The organism is Pseudomonas flavocrustae (assembly GCF_029872515.1).
Taxonomy (GTDB): Bacteria; Pseudomonadota; Gammaproteobacteria; order Pseudomonadales; family Pseudomonadaceae; genus Chryseomonas; species Chryseomonas aestiva.
The window spans coordinates 179,620-197,162 of sequence record NZ_JAPDIQ010000007.1 but is presented as its reverse complement, the minus strand read 5'-3'; the positions used below and the strand labels follow the sequence as shown (position 1 = coordinate 197,162).

At 66.8% G+C, this 17,543-nt stretch carries 15 protein-coding genes; 10 read left to right on the top strand and 5 right to left on the bottom strand.

Going from position 1 to position 17,543, the window contains the following annotated elements; all coding sequences use genetic code 11:
• The first annotated feature begins 2 nt into the window (after positions 1–2).
• From OMP44_RS16780 to rsd, 4 genes are all read left to right on the top strand, one after another.
• Positions 3–1,169, top strand: coding sequence for a uroporphyrinogen-III C-methyltransferase (locus OMP44_RS16780; protein WP_252977247.1), 1,167 nt, complete (start codon positions 3–5; stop codon positions 1,167–1,169).
• Positions 1,166–2,374 carry a heme biosynthesis HemY N-terminal domain-containing protein gene (locus OMP44_RS16775; RefSeq protein WP_187980896.1) on the top strand — a complete coding sequence of 403 codons (1,209 nt, stop codon included), beginning with the start codon at positions 1,166–1,168 and terminating at the stop codon, positions 2,372–2,374. The genes OMP44_RS16780 and OMP44_RS16775 overlap by 4 nt, the downstream gene beginning before the upstream one ends.
• Positions 2,375–2,462: 88 nt before the next feature.
• Positions 2,463–2,948: a disulfide bond formation protein B gene (locus OMP44_RS16770; protein WP_133860451.1), complete on the top strand. Its 486-nt coding sequence runs from the start codon at positions 2,463–2,465 to the stop codon at positions 2,946–2,948.
• A gap of 301 nt (positions 2,949–3,249) precedes the next feature.
• Positions 3,250–3,726 carry a sigma D regulator gene (gene rsd / locus OMP44_RS16765; protein WP_133860452.1) on the top strand — a complete coding sequence of 159 codons (477 nt, stop codon included), beginning with the start codon at positions 3,250–3,252 and terminating at the stop codon, positions 3,724–3,726.
• On the opposite strand, the gene OMP44_RS16760 is transcribed toward rsd, so the two are convergent.
• Positions 3,723–4,187: a TIGR02444 family protein gene (locus tag OMP44_RS16760; protein ID WP_280309829.1), complete on the bottom strand. Its 465-nt coding sequence runs from the start codon at positions 4,185–4,187 to the stop codon at positions 3,723–3,725. The two genes, rsd and OMP44_RS16760, sit on opposite strands and share 4 nt — an antisense overlap.
• 47 nt (positions 4,188–4,234) lie before the next feature.
• Between OMP44_RS16760 and OMP44_RS16755 the strand changes: the two genes are divergently transcribed.
• The 3 genes from OMP44_RS16755 to rhtB are packed head-to-tail and all read left to right on the top strand — an operon-like array spanning position 4,235 to position 7,360.
• Complete coding sequence (locus OMP44_RS16755) at positions 4,235–6,142, top strand: ATP-binding cassette domain-containing protein (protein WP_273862553.1); 1,908 nt, start codon at positions 4,235–4,237, stop codon at positions 6,140–6,142.
• A complete protein-coding gene (locus OMP44_RS16750) occupies positions 6,142–6,720 on the top strand; it encodes a mechanosensitive ion channel family protein (RefSeq protein WP_133860455.1) in 579 nt (192 codons plus the stop codon). Before OMP44_RS16755 ends, OMP44_RS16750 begins: the two co-directional genes overlap by 1 nt.
• Before the next feature lie 4 nt (positions 6,721–6,724).
• Positions 6,725–7,360 carry a homoserine/homoserine lactone efflux protein gene (gene rhtB, locus OMP44_RS16745; RefSeq protein WP_184289770.1) on the top strand — a complete coding sequence of 212 codons (636 nt, stop codon included), beginning with the start codon at positions 6,725–6,727 and terminating at the stop codon, positions 7,358–7,360.
• A gap of 9 nt (positions 7,361–7,369) precedes the next feature.
• On the opposite strand, the gene OMP44_RS16740 is transcribed toward rhtB, so the two are convergent.
• Positions 7,370–8,134, bottom strand: coding sequence for an SDR family NAD(P)-dependent oxidoreductase (locus OMP44_RS16740; protein WP_187980898.1), 765 nt, complete (start codon positions 8,132–8,134; stop codon positions 7,370–7,372).
• Positions 8,135–8,234: 100 nt separating this feature from the next.
• Between OMP44_RS16740 and OMP44_RS16735 the strand changes: the two genes are divergently transcribed.
• Entirely contained in the window at positions 8,235–8,696 is a 462-nt protein-coding gene (locus OMP44_RS16735) for a YaiI/YqxD family protein (RefSeq protein ID WP_158889768.1), read from the top strand.
• 14 nt (positions 8,697–8,710) lie between these two features.
• Here OMP44_RS16735 and OMP44_RS16730 read toward each other — a convergent pair whose 3' ends face one another.
• Both OMP44_RS16730 and OMP44_RS16725 read right to left on the bottom strand, forming a co-directional pair.
• Entirely contained in the window at positions 8,711–10,831 is a 2,121-nt protein-coding gene (locus tag OMP44_RS16730; protein ID WP_280309820.1) for a putative bifunctional diguanylate cyclase/phosphodiesterase, read from the bottom strand.
• A 117-nt stretch (positions 10,832–10,948) separates the two neighbouring features.
• The gene (locus OMP44_RS16725) at positions 10,949–11,503 is read right to left on the bottom strand and encodes a DedA family protein (protein WP_133860460.1); all 555 of its coding nucleotides are present in this window, start codon (positions 11,501–11,503) and stop codon (positions 10,949–10,951) included.
• 263 nt (positions 11,504–11,766) lie between these two features.
• Between OMP44_RS16725 and hemB the strand changes: the two genes are divergently transcribed.
• Complete coding sequence (gene hemB, locus OMP44_RS16720) at positions 11,767–12,789, top strand: porphobilinogen synthase (protein ID WP_158889772.1); 1,023 nt, start codon at positions 11,767–11,769, stop codon at positions 12,787–12,789.
• A 9-nt stretch (positions 12,790–12,798) separates the two neighbouring features.
• Positions 12,799–15,027: a polyphosphate kinase 1 gene (gene ppk1, locus OMP44_RS16715; RefSeq protein WP_280309814.1), complete on the top strand. Its 2,229-nt coding sequence runs from the start codon at positions 12,799–12,801 to the stop codon at positions 15,025–15,027.
• 966 nt (positions 15,028–15,993) lie between these two features.
• Here the strand turns inward: ppk1 and ppx are convergent.
• Positions 15,994–17,493: an exopolyphosphatase gene (ppx, locus tag OMP44_RS16710; protein WP_133860463.1), complete on the bottom strand. Its 1,500-nt coding sequence runs from the start codon at positions 17,491–17,493 to the stop codon at positions 15,994–15,996.
• Positions 17,494–17,543: the final 50 nt, after the last annotated feature.

Below are 17,543 nucleotides of genomic sequence, written 5' to 3'. Positions count from 1 at the left end.
CCGTGAGCGAAACTCAAGCCCCCCGCGCCGAAGACGTCTCCCCCGATCCAGTCGTGACCCCTGCCTCGCCGCCGCCATCACCGCCACCGGCAGGCGTGCGTCGCAAGGGCTCGGGCAAGACGTCCGGCCTGGCGCTGCTGGCCCTGCTGGTAGCCGCCGGTGGCCTGGGCGTCGGCGGCTGGAGCGTCTGGCAACTGCAGCAGGTGCGTCAGGCCGAGCAGAGCCAGGCCGCCCAGGCCGAGGATCTGCGCAGCCAGCTGCGCCAGCTGGAAAACCGCAACCAGGCGTTGAGTGCCGATCTGGGCCGCCTGCCCTCGGCCAACGAACTTGAAGAGCGCCGCCGTCAGCTGGCCGAGCTGCAGGGTGACCAGCAGCACCTCGCCGAGCAGTTCAAGGAGGTGGTCGGCCAGAGTCGCCAGGCCTGGCGCCTGACCGAGGCCGAGCACCTGCTGCGCATGGCCACTCTGCGCATGACCGCGCTACAGGATGTGCCCAGTGCCCAGAATCTGCTGCAGGGCGTCGATGACATCCTCAAGGCGCAAAACGATCCGGCCGCCTTCAACGCGCGTCAGCAGGTGGCCAATGCCCAGCAGACCCTGCGCCAGTTGCCCGATCTGGATCGTACCGGGCAGTTCGTCCAGCTGGCCTCGCTGCGTAACCAGGTGCAGAGCCTGGAGCCCCTGCCGCCACGCTTCTCCACCACGGTGGCCGACCAGCCCGGCGTGGAAAAGGCCGCGGTCCCGCCGAGCAATGCGTTGCAGCAATGGTGGCAGGATTTCCGCCAGCGCATCTCCAGCTACTTCCGCATCGACTTTTCCGCCGATCAGCCGATCCGTCCGCTGCTGGCCGAGGAGTCCCTCGCCCAGGTGCGCCTGGCCATGAGCCTGGCGCTGGAGCAGGCGCAGTGGGCCGTGCTCAACGGCAATCAGGAGGTCTATCGGCTCTCCATCGAGCAGGCCGAAGACGTCCTCGCCGCGCACTTCAACAACCAGAATCCCGACAGCCGTGCGGTCAAGCTGCGTCTGCAGGAGCTGGCCGAGCGTCCGGTCACCTTCGAAGCGCCTGACCTGACCCCGGCCCTGACCGCGCTGCAGGCCTACATCGCTCAGCGTCAGCAAATCCAGCCGAACAATGCCGCCGCCGGCGCGGCTCAGGAGAATCGCCCATGAAGCGCCTGTACCTGCTGTTCCTGTTCGCCCTGCTTGTCGGCCTGGGCGTCGCCGTGGTGCTGGCCAAGGAGCCGGGCTACGTCCTGCTGTCCTACAGCAACTTCCGCTACGAATCGAGTCTCTGGGCCTTCCTGGCCATGCTGGTGGCCGCCTGGCTGGCGCTCTACATCCTCAAGCTGGTGCTGGGTGCCCTGGGTCTGACCGGCAAGGTGCTCAATCCCTGGTCGCGGCACAATCGCCAGCGCCGCCTGGAGCAGGCTCGCCACAAGGGGCAGCTGGAACTGGCCGAAGGCAACTGGAGCGGTGCCCTCAAGCATCTGAAAGGCGCCGCCGAGCACGCCGACCAGCCGCTGTTCGTGCTGCTGGGTGCTGCCCGCGCCGCCAACGAGCTGGGTGACCTGGAAGAACGGGATCGCCTGCTGCGCCAGGCCCGCGAGCGCGAGCCCCAGGCCGAGCTGGCCATCGGCCTGCAACAGGCGCGGCTGCAGATTGACCGGGGCCAATACCTGGAAGCCCGCGACAGCCTGGCGCCGTTGCAGGCCAAGTATCCGAAGAATGGCGAGGTGCTGCTGCAACTGCAGCGCCTGCAGGTGACCCTGCGCGACTGGCCGGCGCTGATCGCCCTGCTGCCGCAATTGCGCAAGCAGCAGGTGCTGCGGCCCCAGGAGCAGGATGATCTGGAACGCAAGGTCTGGATCGCCACCCTCGATGAGGTTCCCGCCCAGGGCGCGGAATCGGCGGTGGATGCCCAGTGGCAACAGGTGCCCACGGCGCTCAAGGGCGATGCTGCGGTGGTACTGGCCTATGCCCGTCAGCTGCGCGCCATCGGCCGCGACGATCTGGCCGAGGAGGTGCTGCACATTACCCTCAATCGCCAGTGGGACGAGCGCCTGGTGGAGCTCTATGGCCAGCTGCGCCCGCGTGACGCCAGTCGTCCGCTGCACCATGCCGAGGGTTGGCTCAAGGACCGACCCCAGGACGCGGTGCTGCTGCTGGCCTTGGGCCGGCTGTGCATGAACAACCAGCTGTGGGGCAAGGCGCGCGAATATCTGGAGCGCAGCCTGGCGCAGCGGCCGTCCGCGGTCACCGCCGGTGAACTGGCCCGGGTGGCCATCCAGCTGGGCGATGTGAACCGCAGCCAGCAGCTCCTGCAGAGCCAATGGCGCGAGTCCGACGCCCCTTCGCTGCCGACGCCCAGGGTCTGACGGCGCACCTCGTCTGCCCGGGTCCTTGAAAGGTGCCCGGGCTTTCACTACCGTAACGTCCCAATTCCCTGTTGGAGACGGCGCGTCCGTGACTAGTCCCCGCTTCATCTTCCTGTTCATGGCCGCCACCTGCGCGGTGCTCATGGGCGTCGGTCTCTATCTCGAACACGTGGTCGGCCTCGAGCCGTGCCCGCTGTGCGTCATGCAACGGATCTTCTTCATCCTGGTCGGGGTGGTGGCGCTGATCGCCGGCATCCAGGCACCGGGCAAGCGTGGGCGGCGCATCTATGGCGTGGTCCTGCTGCTGCTGGCCGCGGCCGGTGCCGCCACCGCCGGCCGCCAGGTCTATCTGCAGACGGTCCCGGCGGAGGAGCTGGCAGCCTGTCTGCCGAGCCTGGACTACATGATGCAGGCGCTGCCCTTCCAGGAGATCATCCGCCTGGTCCTGCATGGCACCGCCGACTGCGCCGAGGTCAACTGGACGCTGTTCGGTCTGAGCATCCCGGAATGGAGCCTGCTGGCCTTCGTGCTGCTCATGGCCCTGAGCCTGGTCAAGGTCTTTCGCCGTCGCTAGTGTGGTGTTTCTGACGTTCGCGCAAGAATGGGCGAGTGAGTTTCGTTCGGTTCGGCGCCCCGAGTGGGCCGGGTGCCGGACGAGTCATGGCAGGGCTGTGGCGGGAGGGGCAACGACGTCCAAGACGGTCCGCCGCTGCGGACAAGAAGCGCCGCCAAAACTGTGTGGTTAACTTCTGAAACGCCACTTTGGCCTTTCTCCGAGCAACGGCACTCGCCTGGCGAGACGATGTCGGTATAGTTCCTGATAACCCCCGGGCGCCTGCGCCCGGACCGTCTCGCCCGTATAGAGAGCTGCCGTCATGCTAGAAACCTGCCGCAATGCCCAGGAACGCTGGGGTGGGGTCCACCAGCTGATCGACCGCTGGCTGATTGCCCGCCGCGAGCTGGTGACCGCCTACGAAACCCTGGACATGGAGCCCCTGCTGGGTCCGGTGCGCGAGGTCGGTGAACTGGAGCGACTCTGCGACATGCTGGTCGACTACATGTCCACCGCGCATTTCGAGATCTACGAGCAACTGGTGGCCGAAGCCCGCGAATTCCAGGACGAGCGCGCCATCGAGTTCGCCGACAGCGTCTATCCGCGCCTGCAGGCGCTGACCGACGCCGCCCTGAACTTCAACGACAGATTCGAGCGCGGGGCCTACCGGGACCCGGGTCTGCTGACCATCGAACTCAAGCTGCTGGGCGAAACCCTGCGCGAGCGCTTCGAGCTGGAAGACTGCCTCATCGAGGTGCTGCACACCTCGCACCAGCAGCCGCGTCTGGCTTCGGTCTAGACGCGGATCATCCGCGCCGCCTCGGCCAGCAGGTCGAGGTCCGCTGCGGCTGCCTCGCGCGGCGCCAGCGCGTGCAGCCAGTCCCCGTGATCCTCTGACTCGCGGCACGGCCAATGGCCCGCGAGTCGCGCCAGACGCGCGAGCTGTTCGCGTTCCGCCGCCAATTCCAGTCCCTTGAGCTGCTCGCGCAGTGCCGCCAGGCTTTCGTCCGCGCCGGACGCGGCCTTCCAGGCCTGCCGTAGCTGGCGCAGTGGACGCACCACCGTGTCCTGCCAGTGCTGCGAGGCGCGCTGCAGCCGCGTCAGGCCGTCACTGTCGCGGGCGCAGGCGCGCCGATCCAGCCAGAGCGCCGTCAGCACCAGGCAGACATCGGCGCCAGCCTCCTGCAGACGCAAACAGGCGCCTTCCACGCCGGGCCGGGCGTATACTGCCAACGCGAATTCCCACAGGTCCTCTTGCATGTCCGCCTCCCCGTTCGTGGGTGGTGGAGCTGCTACACTCCGCCGCCATGATCCGACTACAGAACCTTACTCTACAGCGTGGCCCCCAGCGTCTGCTCGAAAGCGCTGAGCTGACCCTGCATCCCGGCCAGAAAGCCGGTCTTATCGGTGCCAATGGTGCCGGCAAATCCAGTCTTTTCGCCCTGCTGCGCGGCCAGCTCGGTGCCGACGCCGGCGACTGCCACATCCCGGCGGCCTGGCGCATCGCCCACATGCGCCAGGAGGTGGACACCCTGGAGCGGCTGGCGGTGGACTATGTGCTGGATGGCGACATCGACTTGCGCCGCATCCAGCGCGAGCTGGCAGCCGCCGAAGCGGCCCAGGACGGTAACGCCCTGGGTCGGCTGCACGCCGACTTCGAGGCCGCCGACGGCTATACCGCCGATGCCCGGGCGCGCAAGCTGCTGGCCGGTCTGGGCTTCACCGCCGCGCAGATGGAACGCCAGGTCGGCGATTTCTCCGGTGGCTGGCGGATGCGCCTGAACCTGGCCCAGGCGCTGATGTGCCCTTCGGACCTGCTGCTGCTCGACGAACCCACCAACCACCTGGATCTGGACGCCATCCTCTGGCTGGAAGACTGGCTCAAGGGCTATCCCGGCACCCTGATCCTGATCTCCCACGACCGCGACTTCCTCGATGCCGTGGTCGATCACGTGGTGCACCTGGACCAGCAGAAGTTGGTGCTCTATCGCGGCGGCTATTCCAGCTTCGAGCGCACCCGCGCCGAACGCCTGGCGCAGCAGCAGCAGGCCTATGACAAGCAGCAGGCCCAGCGCGCCCACATGGAGAAGTACATCGCCCGCTTCAAGGCCCAGGCCACCAAGGCGCGCCAGGCACAGAGCCGGATCAAGGCCCTGGAACGCCTGGAAGAGCTGGCGCCGGCCCATGTCGACTCGCCCTTCGAATTCGTCTTCCGCGAGGCGGACAAGCTGTCCAGCCCGCTGCTCGATCTCGCCGAAGGCCGGCTCGGCTATGGCGAGACCACCGTCCTGCACCCGGTCAAGCTGCAGCTGACGCCGGGTGCGCGCATCGGTCTGCTCGGCCCCAACGGCGCCGGCAAGTCGACCCTGATCAAGACCCTGGCCGCCGAGCTGGAACCCCTTGGCGGCCGCCTGCAGCGCGGCGAGAACCTGGCCATCGGCTACTTCGCCCAGCACCAGCTCGATTCCCTGGACGCCAAGGCCAGTCCGCTGCTGCACCTGCAGCGCATCGCCCCCGGCGAGCGCGAGCAGGGTCTGCGTGACTTCCTCGGCGGCTTCGACTTCCGCGGTCCGCGCTGCGACGAGGTGGTGCTGAATTTCTCCGGTGGCGAGAAGGCCCGGCTGGCGCTGGCGCTGATCGCCTGGCAGAAGCCCAACCTGCTGCTGCTGGACGAACCCACCAACCACCTGGACCTGGACATGCGCCTGGCGCTGACCCTGGCGCTGCAGGAATTCGCCGGGGCGGTGCTGGTGGTCTCCCACGATCGCCATCTGCTCAAGAGCACCACCGACGAATTCCTGCTGGTGGCCGATGGCAAGGTGCAGGCCTTCGACGGCGACCTGGACGACTACAGTCGCTGGCTGGTGGATTTCCGCGCCCGGCAGGAGCCCGTGTCGGACGGCGACGCGGCGGTCGACAAGACCGATCGCAAGGCCCAGCGCCAGGCCGCCGCCGCCCTGCGCCAGCAGCTGGCACCGCTGAAAAAGGCCGCCGACAAGCTGGAAGTCGAGCTGGGCAAGCTGCAGGAAAGGCTCGCCACCCTGGAAGCCCGCCTGGGTGACAGCGGACTCTACGACGCCTCCCGCAAGGAGGAGCTGCGCCAGGCGCTGGCCGACCAGGCCACGGCCAAGACCCGCGAAGCCGAGCTGGAAGAGCAGTGGCTGGAGGCCCTGGAGCGGCTGGAAGGTCTGCAAGCCGAACTCGAGGGGGCCTGATGACGCAGTGGCTGTACACCTGGCTGCCGGGTTGGGGCGACTACCTGCTGGTGGCCGGTCAGGTGGCCCTGGTGCTGCTGCTCGGCTACGTGCTGCAGCGCATCGTGGCCCGCGCCGTCACCGGCCTGGGCGAACGCTATCCGCTGCCGCCGCAGATCGTCCTCGGGCTGCGCGGCGTCCTGCGCTGGCTGATCATGGGCAGTGCCATCCTGATGGCGCTGGAGCGCTTCGGCGTCTCCGCAGCGGTGCTCTGGACGGCCATTTCCGGTTTCGTCGCGGTGGCCGCGGTGGCCTTCTTCGCCATCTGGAGCGTGCTCTCCAACCTGTTCTGCGCGGTACTGATCTTTACCGTCGGCCCCTTTCGCCTGGGCGATCGCATCGAGGTGCTGGACGCGTCGGACAAGCCGGGCATCAAGGGTCGGGTGGTGGCCATCAACATGCTCTTCGTGACCCTGCAGGAACTGGACGACAACCAGGAAGCCACCCTGGTGCAGATCCCCAATACCCAGTTCTTCCAGAAGTCGGTCCGCCGCTGGCGCGATGCCGATGGCTCCTTCGATTTCCATCTCGACAGGTGAATTCATGAGTCTGCAGGTCTGGACCGGTTTCTTCATTGCCTGCTGGATGATCAGCCTCTCGCCGGGGGCGGGCGCCGTTGCCTCCATGAGCGCAGGCGTCAACCACGGTTTCCGGCGTGGCTACTGGACGGCGCTGGGCCTGCAGCTGGGCCTGGCGCTGCAGATCGCCGTGGTCGCCGTGGGCGTCGGCGCCTTGCTGGCGACCTCGCAGCTGGCCTTTACCCTGATCAAGTGGTTCGGCGTGGCCTATCTCGCCTACCTGGCCATCCGCCAATGGCGCGCCGCGCCGCTGGACCTGGGTGAGCAGCTGGTCGGCGAACGTCTGCCGCCGCGAATCGGCGCCCTGGTCATGCGCGGCTTCCTGGTCAACGTGAGCAATCCCAAGGCACTGATCTTCCTGCTCGCGGTGTTGCCGCAATTCGTCGATCCCCACGCGCCCCTGGCTGCGCAGTATCTGCTCATCGGGGTGACCATGGTCACCGTCGACCTGATCGTGATGGCCGGCTACACCGGTCTGGCCGCGCGGGTGCTGACCCTGCTGCGCACGCCAAGACAGCAGCGCATCACCAACCGGGTATTCGCCAGCCTGTTCCTCGCCGCGGCGGCGTTGCTGTCCACGGTGCGCCGCGCCGCGGTCTGAAGCCGGGCGCTACCAGACCACCGACTGGCCCTGCCAGTCCCAGAAGCTGCCGGTCTCGGCCGGCGTTCGTGCGGCCAGCACCTCCAGCAGCCGTGCTGCCGCATAGGCTGGGGTGAACAGCTTGTCGGCCGGTACCCGGGCCTGGAAGGGCCGGGACAGCGCTGTGTCGGTGGTGCCAGGGTGCAGGGCCAGCACGCAGCTCTGCGGATTGAGCCGGGCAAGTTCGATGCTGGCGCAGCGCAGGCCCTGGTTGAGTGCGGCCTTGGCCATCCGGTAGCCATACCAGCCGCCCAGCTGGTTGTCGCCGATGGAGCCGACCCGCGCCGAGAGCGCGGCGATCTGACAGGGGTGCTGGCCCTTGAGCAGCGGAGTCAGCTGGCGGATCAGCAGCAGCGGCAGCACGGCATTGGCCAGATAGCTTTCCAGCAGTCCGGCCTGGTCCACCTGCGCCAGACTCTTTTCGGCGCGCGCCCGTGTGCCCTGCAACAGACCCGAGGCGCACAGCAGCAGGTCCAGGCGGGGCGTCTCGTCAGCCAGGCGGGCCGCCAGCTCGGGCTCGGCCAGCGGATCGACATCGAGGCGGCGCAGCCGCGGGCCATGGCGCCGCTCCAGCGCGGCCAGACCGGCATGCCCCTCGGCCTGACGGGCGCAGGCCCAGACCCGCGCGACGTCGTCGCGGGCCAGCAACTGGTCGCACAGGGCCAGACCGAGGCCGCCGGTGGCGCCATACACCAGGACCTGGGCGGGCTGCTCCAGGCGTTGCCAGAAGGTCATGGGAGACTCCAGTCAGATCGCTATCCCTGTCGGACCGCGCCGCCACGCTGGGGTGCGCCGCTGCGGCGCGGTATCCTGGGCTTTTGCCGGAGAAATCCCCGTGATCCTGTGGATCGATGCCGATGCCTGTCCGCGCGCCGCCAAGGAGCTGGTCTGCAAATTCGCCCTCAAGCGCAAGCTGGAGGTGGTGCTGGTGGCTGGCCAGCCACAGATCAAGCCGCCCTTCGCTTGTGTGCGCCTGGTGGTGGTGCCCAGTGGCCCCGACGCCGCCGACGACCATCTGGTCGAGCAGGCGCAGCCCGGTGACCTGGTGATCTGCAGCGACATTCCCCTGGCCGACCGGCTGGTGAAGAAGGGCGTGGTCGCCCTCGATCCGCGTGGTCAGGAATTCGACGAGCGCAACATGGGCCAGCGCCTGGCCATGCGCAATCTGATGACTGATCTACGCGACCAGGGCCAGATGGGCGGCGGCCAGGCCGGCTACGGCGAACGTGATCGCCAGGCCTTCGCCAATGCCCTGGATCGGCTGCTCACTCGCCTCCAGCGCAGCGCTGCTGGCTAGGCACGGAGCCTCGCCTAGGCCGGGACGGCCGCGAGGGCGGGTTGCTGCAGCCAGGTGCGCAGTTGCGGCAACGGCATGGGCCGGCCGAACAGATAGCCCTGCATGAAGTTGCAGCCGTTGGCCTGCAGGAACTGGCGTTGCTCGTTGGTTTCCACCCCTTCGGCGACCACGTTGAGGCCCAGCTTGTGCGCCATGGCGATGATCGCCGCGGCGATGGCCATGTCGTTGCTCTGCTTGGGAATGGTGCGGACGAAGGCGCGATCGACCTTGAGCGAATCCACCGGCAGCCGGCTCAGATAGGCCAGCGATGAATAGCCGCTGCCGAAGTCGTCGATGGACACCCGCACGCCCAGGGTACGGATCTCGCCGAGTACCTCGACGGCCACGTTGAGACTGTGCATCAGGGCGTTCTCGGTCACCTCGAGGATCAGCGCCGACGCCGGCAGGTCCTCGGCCTGCAAGGCCCGGGCGATGGCTTGGGGCAGCAGGCGATCGCTCAGATTCAGTGCCGAGCAATTCACCGAAACGCGCAGCTCCGCATGACCCTCACGGTGCAGCTGGGCGAGATCGGCGCAGGCCTGGCGCATGACCCAGCCATCCAGGTCGGCGATCAGTCCGGTTTCCTCGGCGACGCGCACGAAGCGTTCGGGGCTCAGTGGGCCCAGGACCGGATGCTGCCAGCGCACCAGCGCTTCCAGGGCCACCGCAGCACCGTCCGGATCGACGATGGGCTGATAGGCCACATGCAGGCCACCCTGGGCCAGCGCATGGCGCAGGTCCATCTCCAGGCTGAGCAGGTCGTCGGCATCGCGTTGGAGGTCGGTGGTGAATCTCTGGCTGCGATTGCGTCCGCTGCGCTTGCAGTGGCCAACCGCAAGGCCCGCACTGCGCAGCAACTGGCCGGCGTTGGCGCCGTCCTGGGGATAGTGGGCGATACCCAGGCTGAAGGTCATGGCGATGCGCTGCCCGGCCAGTTCGAAGGGCGGGCGCAACTGCTCCAGCAGGCGCATGGCCAGGGGCTGGCTGTCGCCGCGCTGGCCGAGCGGCAGCAGCAGGCTGAATTCGTCGCCGGCATAGCGGGCCAGCGGCAGGTCGTTGTCGAGCACCGCACGGATCCGCTGCGCCATCTGGATCAGCAATTCATCGCCGAGGGCGTGGCCGAGGCTGTCGTTGATGCGTTTGAAGTGATCGATATCCAGCATCAGCAGGGCGAACTGCTCTCCGGTGCGTGCCTGGCCGATGGCGCGGTCGACGGTCTGGATGAAGCTGCCGCCGTTGAGCAGGTGGGTGAGGGGATCGTGCAGGGTGATCTGATCGAGGGTGGTCGAGACCCGCTCCAGCCGCAGGCGCTGGGCATTGAAGCGTTCGCCGGCCCAGGCGGCGAGCAGGCCGACCATGATGATGAACAGGGTGCCGAGGGCGATGCCCATGCCCAGCTCCAGGTGCTGATTCACTTCCGCCAGGCCGTCGGGTTCGAAGCCGATGGGCACGGCGAGGGTGAGGGCGGCCATGCCGGTGAAGTGCATGGAGACGATGGCGAAACCCAGGACCAGGCTCCCCAGCAGGCGCAGCCAGAGGGTCCTGAGGCCGGTCCTGCCGCGCAGGCGGAAGGCCAGCAGCAGGGCGCCCAGGGAGGCCAGGCTGGCGACCACCACCGAGACCACCACCAGCAGCGGATCATAGAGCTGTATGGCGACCGACTGCATGGCCAGCATGCCGGTGTAGTGCATGGTCGCGATGCCCAGGCCGGCGGCCAGGGCCGCGAGCAGGTACTGCGGTGCGGTCAGGGACTCGCGCCCGATCAGGTGCATGACCGTATAGGACACCACGATGGCGATCAGCAGCGAGGCCAGGGTCTGCAGCGGCGCATAGTGCACATGGATGCCGATCTTGAACGACAGCATGGCCAGGAAGTGCATCGACCAGATGCCCCCGCCCAGGGCGACGGCGCCGATCAGCTTGGCCAGCTCGCTGCCGCGGCGGGAGCGACTGTTGGTCACCCAGTCGGCCATGGCCAGGGCGGTGTAGCCGGCGGCGCTGGCGATCAGGTACGCCAGGACCACGAGCAGGCTTTCGTACTCGTTGGCGGCCAGGATCTGATGGCCGGGAGGCAGCAGGGTGGAGAAGTTCAGCATGCTCTATCGCCAGCGTGCACACGAGGTTTCGGGAGAGGTTGATGCTCAGGGCATCGGCAGCGGTAGCCGGGCCTTTAATTCGTTCGATGGACGTACCGGTTAGGGGGCTGCCTGCCGTCAGGCCTTGGGCGTGCGGCTGCGGCGCCACAGCCAGAGCAGCAGGCCGATCACCACCAGACCGCCCAGCACCATCAGTTCATACCGCTTGAGATTGCCCAGCACTCCTTCGAGGACGGCGCCGAAGTGAAAGGCGGCATAACCCAGCACCGTGGCCCAGACGATGGCGCCGATGCCGTTGAGGATCAGGTAGCGCGCCGGCGGATAGCCCGACAGGCCGATCGCCACCGGCATCACCGTGCGCAGGCCGTAGACGAAGCGAAAGCTCAGCACCCAGAGATCCGGATGGCGCCGGATGTGCGCCAGCGCCTTTTCGCCGGCGGCTTCCCACTTGGGTTTGCGCGCCAGCAGCTTGCGCCCATGGCGCCGGCCGAGGAAGTACCAGAGCTGATCGCCGGCATAGCTGCCGCAGAAGGCGACCAGGATGACGGTCTGGATGTTCATGTAGTCGCGGAAGGCCAGGAAACCGGCCAGTACCAGAATGGTTTCGCCCTCGAAAAAGGTGCCGAGAAAAAGGGCGAAATAGCCGAAATCGTGGAGGAATTGTTGGAGCATTCGGCGCTACACGAGGTGAATAAAGATGGCGCAGCCTACCCCGGTTGGCGTCTGGAAAGAAAGTGTGACGGACTTCCGTCCGCCGGGTGCCAGGCGGTCAGGCAGGGATTTCACTGCGACCCTGTGTCACGCCGGGTCCAGCCGGCGTCTGCCTTGGATAGCACCTATAGGCACACCATATTGTCATCTGCTGTTACCAATCGGTCATGATTGTGGCCTATAACCCATCACACTGACCCGTGATCCGGGTCTGGGAGTCGATCGTGAGTTTTACCCCCATCAACCGTAGCTACCCTGCCACTCGCATGCGCCGTCAGCGCCGCGACGAGTTTTCCCGTCGCCTGATGCGCGAGCATGTGCTGACGGTGGATGACCTGATCCTGCCGGTCTTCGTGCTCGATGGCGAAGGCCGTCGCGAGGCCATTCCCTCGATGCCCGGCGTGGAGCGGCTGTCCATCGACCTGCTGCTGGAAGAGGCCGCCGAACTGGTGGCGCTGGGGATTCCCGCGGTCGCGCTGTTCCCGGTCACGCCCACCGAGCGCAAGTCACTGGACGGCGCCGAGGCCTACAACCCCGACGGTATCGCCCAGCGCGCCACCCGTGCCCTGCGCGAGCATTTCCCGGAACTGGGGGTGATCACCGACGTGGCCCTGGATCCCTTCACCACCCACGGCCAGGACGGCATCCTCGACGAGCGCGGCTACGTGCTCAACGACATCTCGGTCGAGGTGCTGGTCAAGCAGGCGCTGTCCCATGCCGCCGCCGGGGCCCAGGTGATCGCGCCCTCGGACATGATGGACGGTCGCATCGGCGCCATCCGCGCCGCCCTGGAAGACGCCGGCTATCACAACGTGCAGATCATGGCCTACTCGGCCAAGTACGCCAGCGCCTACTATGGGCCGTTCCGCGACGCCGTCGGCTCGGCCGCCAATCTGGGCAAGGGCAACAAGGCCACCTACCAGATGGATCCGGGCAACAGCGACGAGGCCCTGCACGAGATCGCCGGCGACCTGGCCGAAGGCGCCGACTCGGTGATGGTCAAGCCGGGCATGCCCTACCTGGACATCGTCCGCCGGGTCCGCGAGGAATTCCGCGTGCCGACCTTCGTGTACCAGGTGAGCGGCGAGTACGCCATGCACATGGCCGCGATCCAGAACGGCTGGCTGTCCGACGCCGTGATCCTCGAATCGCTCCTGGCCTTCAAGCGGGCCGGGGCCAACGGCATCCTCACCTATTTCGCCAAACGCGCCGCCCAACAACTTCGCCAGGGGCCTTCGCGTTCCTAAGGAGCTTCAATGAGTAGCCAGGGTTTCGTCGAAACCGATCTGCAACAGCCCGTCACTGCCGAGTCTCTGGAGACGCCGGAGGAGGCGATCGCGACAGACGTCGAGGCGCAGCCGTCCGCGCCCGTGCTCGAGGTGCCTGCCGCGCCCAGCGTGCCGGCGGCCAACGTGGACGACAGCAGCCTCTACATCCATCGCGAGCTGTCGCAGCTGCAGTTCAATATCCGCGTGCTGGAGCAGGCTCTCGACGAATCCTATCCGCTACTCGAGCGCCTCAAGTTCCTGCTGATCTTTTCCAGCAACCTGGACGAATTCTTCGAGATCCGCGTGGCGGGCTTGAAGAAGCAGATCGCCTTCGCCCGCGAGCAGGCCGGGGCCGATGGCCTGCTGCCGCACCAGGCGCTGGCGCGCATCAGCGACATCGTCCACGGCCAGGTGGACCGGCAGTACGCCATCCTCAACGATGTCCTCTTGCCGGCCCTGGCCGAGCAGCGGATTCGCTTCATCCGCCGTCGTTACTGGGACGTCAAGATCAAGGCCTGGGTGCGCAAGTTCTTCCGCGACGAGATCGCGCCCATCATCACCCCCATCGGCCTGGACCCGACCCATCCCTTCCCGCTGCTGGTGAACAAGAGCCTCAACTTCATCGTCGAGCTGGAGGGCATGGACGCCTTTGGTCGCGACTCGGGTCTGGCCATCATCCCGGCGCCACGCCTGCTGCCGCGGATCATCCGGGTGCCGGAGGAGGTCGCGGGCCCCGGAGACAACTACGTCTTCCTGTCCTCGATGATCCACGCCCACGCCGACGATCTCTTCCCCGGCATGAAGGTCAAGGGCTGCTTCCAGTTCCGCCTGACCCGCAACGCCGATCTCTCGGTGGACACCGAGGATGTCGAAGACCTGGCGCGTGCCCTGCGCGGCGAGCTGTTCTCCCGTCGCTACGGCGATGCGGTGCGGGTCGAGGTGGTGGACATCTGCCCGAAACACCTCACCGACTACCTGCTCAAGCAGTTCAATCTGGGCGAGAGCGAGCTGTACAAGGTCAACGGCCCGGTCAACCTGACCCGGTTGTTCTCCATCACCGGGCTGGACAGCCATCCGGAATTGCAGAGCGCTCCCTTCACGCCGACCATTCCCAAGCTGCTGCAGAAGAAGGACAACCTCTTCAACGTGCTGGGCAAGCTCGATGTGCTGCTGCTGCACCCCTTCGAGTCCTTCACCCCGGTGATCGACCTGATGCGCCAGGCTGCCAAGGACCCCAACGTCCTGGCGATCAAGCAGACGCTCTACCGCAGCGGCGCCAACTCCGAGATCGTCGACGCCCTGGTGGACGCGGCACGCAGTGGCAAGGAGGTGACGGCGGTCATCGAATTGCGCGCGCGCTTCGACGAGGAGTCCAACCTGCAGCTGGCCAGCCGCCTGCAGCAGGCCGGCGCCGTGGTCATCTATGGCGTGGTGGGCTTTAAGACCCACGCCAAGATGATGCTGATCCTGCGCCGCGAGAACGGCGAGCTGCGCCGCTATGCCCACCTGGGCACCGGCAACTACCACGCCGGCAACGCCAAGCTGTACACCGACTACAGCCTGCTGACCGCCGATGTGGCCCTCACCGAGGACGTGCACAAGCTGTTCAACCAGCTGATCGGCATGGGCAAAACCTTGCGCATGAAGAAGCTGTTGCACGCGCCTTTTACCCTGAAGAAGAACCTGCTGGAGATGATCAACCGCGAAGCGTTGGCGGCCAGCGAGGGACGGCCGGCGCAGATCATGGCCAAGGTCAACGGTCTCACCGATGCCAAGGTCATCCGCGCCCTCTACAAGGCCAGCCAGGCCGGGGTGAAGATCGACCTGGTGGTGCGCGGCATGTGCTGCCTGCGCCCCGGTGTACCGGGCGTGTCCCACAACATCCAGGTGCGCTCCATCATCGGCCGCTTCCTGGAGCACAGCCGCATCTACTACTTCCTCAACGGTGGCGACGAGAAGCTCTATCTCTCCAGCGCCGACTGGATGGAGCGCAACCTCGACATGCGCGTCGAGACCTGCTTCCCGGTGGAAGGCAAGAAACTCATCACCCGGGTCAAGAAGGAGCTGGAAGGCTATCTCACCGACAACACCCAGGCCTGGGTGCTGCAGGAAAACGGCAGCTACGTGCGGCAATCGCCGACCGGCAACCAGAATGCCCGCAGTGTGCAGGCGACGCTGCTGGAGCGGTTGGCCAGCCCGGTGGTGAATACACACTGAGGAAGTTTCGGGCCCATGCCGATGTAGGCCCTGGTCGATTTCGTAGGTTGGGTTGAGCGGGAGCGAAGCCCAACGTTGAGGGGCGCTTAATTCTGCGCCTTGAGTATTACGGTGCCTTAGCTACTTATCGCGCTTTGCCGGTACCTCTTGTTTCGCCCACCCGGGCGACTCACTTTTCTTTGTTTGCGCAAAGAAAAGTAAGCAAAAGAAAGCGCACCCCAACGTTTCGGCCCTCCGCTACGCTCCGGATACTCTCGTCCCGGCGCCGTGGCAGGGGCACGGCACGAAGGGGCTTCCTGTCCCTCGCGCCTTGCTCGGCGTCCTGCCTCGCAACCCCCGCCACGACACCGGAACTCGGCCTCACTGACGGGGACGGAGCACAAGCCTGAGGCTTGGGTGTTCACAGGTGTAGCGTGGAAAACCGCCTAGCGTTTTCCACTGGCGTGTGACGCAGATACCTGTGGACAAGGCTTCGCCGTTGTCCACGCTACGGGCTACGGGCTACGGGCTACGGGCTACGGGCTACGGGTTCTTGTGGCTATTCAACCGACACTTTCAGGCTAGCGAATCGCCCCGTTCAGGAGGGCGAACACCAGTGTCGTGGAGCGGGTCGAGCCGCATGGATGCGGCGAGAGGCCTAACGGGCCATGGACGGCCCGTGCAGGCCGACCCCGGAACGACGCTGGCGTGAGCGAAACGTAGCATAGCGGAGTAACAGCCGCAGGCTGGCCCAAAGGGCGAGCAACGCGAGTCACCCGCAGCGCAGCGGAGGGCCGGATGTCCGGGGCAAGCGGTTTTGGTTACTTTTGTCCGGGGCGCGTAGTCCGGGGCGCGCAGCCGCGACTGGCAAAAGTGACTCGCTCGGGAGAGCGAAACAAGAAGTGCCAGCAAGACTTGGTAACCGGCTAGGGCACCAATAGCCCAAAGCGCTGGGCTTCGCTCCCGCTTAGCCCAACCTACGAAAAATCAGCGCACGCTCAACCTGTATCCCACCCGCTCCAGCCACTGCGCCTCCTGCTCGAAGTCGGCCTGGGTCAGGGGGTTCTCCGCCAGCCAGCCATCGGGGAATTGCACGTCCAGACTGCGCTCGCCGGCGCTGAGCTGGACATCCGGAATGCTCTTGTGGCGAATGTGGTGGAAGAGGATGGCATAGCGCAGCAGCAGCGTCAGGCGCAGCAGCGGCTCGCCTTCCGCGCCCAGCTCCTGCAGGCGCTCCAAGGGAATGTTGCGGCGATGGCCGCGTACCAGCAGCGCCAGGGCCTGCTGGTCGCGGCGGGAGAAACCGGGCAGGTCCGAGTGCTCGATCAGGTAGGCGCCATGCTTGTGGTACTGGTAGTGGGCGATGTCCAGGCCGACGCCGTGCAGGCGCGCCGCCCAGCGCAGCAGTTCGGCATGATTCTCGTCGGTCAGGGCCCAGGCCTCGGCGACCTGTGCCAGGGACTTCAGGGCGCGCTTTTCCACCCGTTCGGCATGGCGCTGATCGACGTGGTAGCGCTCGGCCAGGGCGTTGAGGGTACGCTCGCGGACGTCCTCGTGGCTGTGCCGGCCGATCATGTCGTAGAGCACGCCTTCGCGCAGGGCGCCTTCGGAGAGGTGCATCTCCTGCAGCTCCAGGGCCTTGAACAGAGCTTCGAGGATGGCCAGGCCGCCCGGCAGGATGGCGCGTCGATCCGGCTTCACGCCGTCGATGTTGAGCAGGTTGATGTCGCCCTGCTTGAGCAGCTTGCGCTTGAGCCACTCGATGCCATCCGGGGTGATCTCGCCATTGCCGCGGCCGGCGGCCTGGATCGCCAGGGCCACCGCGCGGATGGTGCCGGAAGCGCCCAGGGCCTGGTGCCAGCCCATCTCGCGCAGGCCCTGGTCGATGTTCATCAGTTCCAGGCGGGCAGCGGTGTAGGCGCGCGCGTACTGGGCGGCGGTGATCTTGCCGTCGGCGAAGAATCTCTTGGTGAAGCTGACGCAACCCATCTGCAGGCTCTCGCGCTGCAGGGTCTCGAAGCGCTGGCCGATGATGAATTCGGTGCTGCCCCCGCCGATGTCGGTCACCAGGCGGCGTCCGGGCACATCGGGCATGGAGTGGGACACGCCCAGATAGATGAGGCGGGCCTCTTCGCGACCGGAGATAACCTCGACCGCATGGCCGAGCACGGCTTCGGCGCGCTGGATGAATTCGCCGCGGTTGCGCGCTTCGCGCAGGGCGTTGGTGCCCACCACCCGCACGGCGCCGCGCGGCATGCCGGCGATCAGCTGGGCGAAGCGGCGCAGGCAGTCCAGGCCGCGCTGGATGGCCTCTTCGCTGAGCAGACGCGACTCGTCCAGGCCGGCGGCCAGCTGGATCTTTTCGCCCAGTCGCTCAAGGATGCGGATCTCCCCGTGGGAATGGCGCGCCCGGACGATGTGAAAGCTGTTCGAGCCCAGGTCGATGGCGGCGATCAGTTCGTGGGGTTCGGCTGGCGAAGGCTGCATCTGGAGGCTCTCGGCGATAAACCGCGCCATCGTGCCAGCTAGCCGGTGAC

What these genes read in the sequence shown, in the direction of transcription:
- OMP44_RS16775 (WP_187980896.1), top strand. Translation starts at nt 1,166, where the DNA reads ATGAAGCGCCTGTACCTGCTGTTCCTGTTCGCCCTGCTTGTCGGCCTG.
- OMP44_RS16750 (WP_133860455.1), top strand. Translation starts at nt 6,142, where the DNA reads ATGACGCAGTGGCTGTACACCTGGCTGCCGGGTTGGGGCGACTACCTG.
- rhtB (WP_184289770.1), top strand. Translation starts at nt 6,725, where the DNA reads ATGAGTCTGCAGGTCTGGACCGGTTTCTTCATTGCCTGCTGGATGATC.
- ppx (WP_133860463.1), bottom strand. Translation starts at nt 17,493, where the DNA reads ATGCAGCCTTCGCCAGCCGAACCCCACGAACTGATCGCCGCCATCGAC.
- OMP44_RS16740 (WP_187980898.1), bottom strand. Translation starts at nt 8,134, where the DNA reads ATGACCTTCTGGCAACGCCTGGAGCAGCCCGCCCAGGTCCTGGTGTAT.
- rsd (WP_133860452.1), top strand. Translation starts at nt 3,250, where the DNA reads ATGCTAGAAACCTGCCGCAATGCCCAGGAACGCTGGGGTGGGGTCCAC.
- ppk1 (WP_280309814.1), top strand. Translation starts at nt 12,799, where the DNA reads ATGAGTAGCCAGGGTTTCGTCGAAACCGATCTGCAACAGCCCGTCACT.
- OMP44_RS16755 (WP_273862553.1), top strand. Translation starts at nt 4,235, where the DNA reads ATGATCCGACTACAGAACCTTACTCTACAGCGTGGCCCCCAGCGTCTG.
- OMP44_RS16730 (WP_280309820.1), bottom strand. Translation starts at nt 10,831, where the DNA reads ATGCTGAACTTCTCCACCCTGCTGCCTCCCGGCCATCAGATCCTGGCC.
- OMP44_RS16760 (WP_280309829.1), bottom strand. Translation starts at nt 4,187, where the DNA reads ATGCAAGAGGACCTGTGGGAATTCGCGTTGGCAGTATACGCCCGGCCC.
- OMP44_RS16725 (WP_133860460.1), bottom strand. Translation starts at nt 11,503, where the DNA reads ATGCTCCAACAATTCCTCCACGATTTCGGCTATTTCGCCCTTTTTCTC.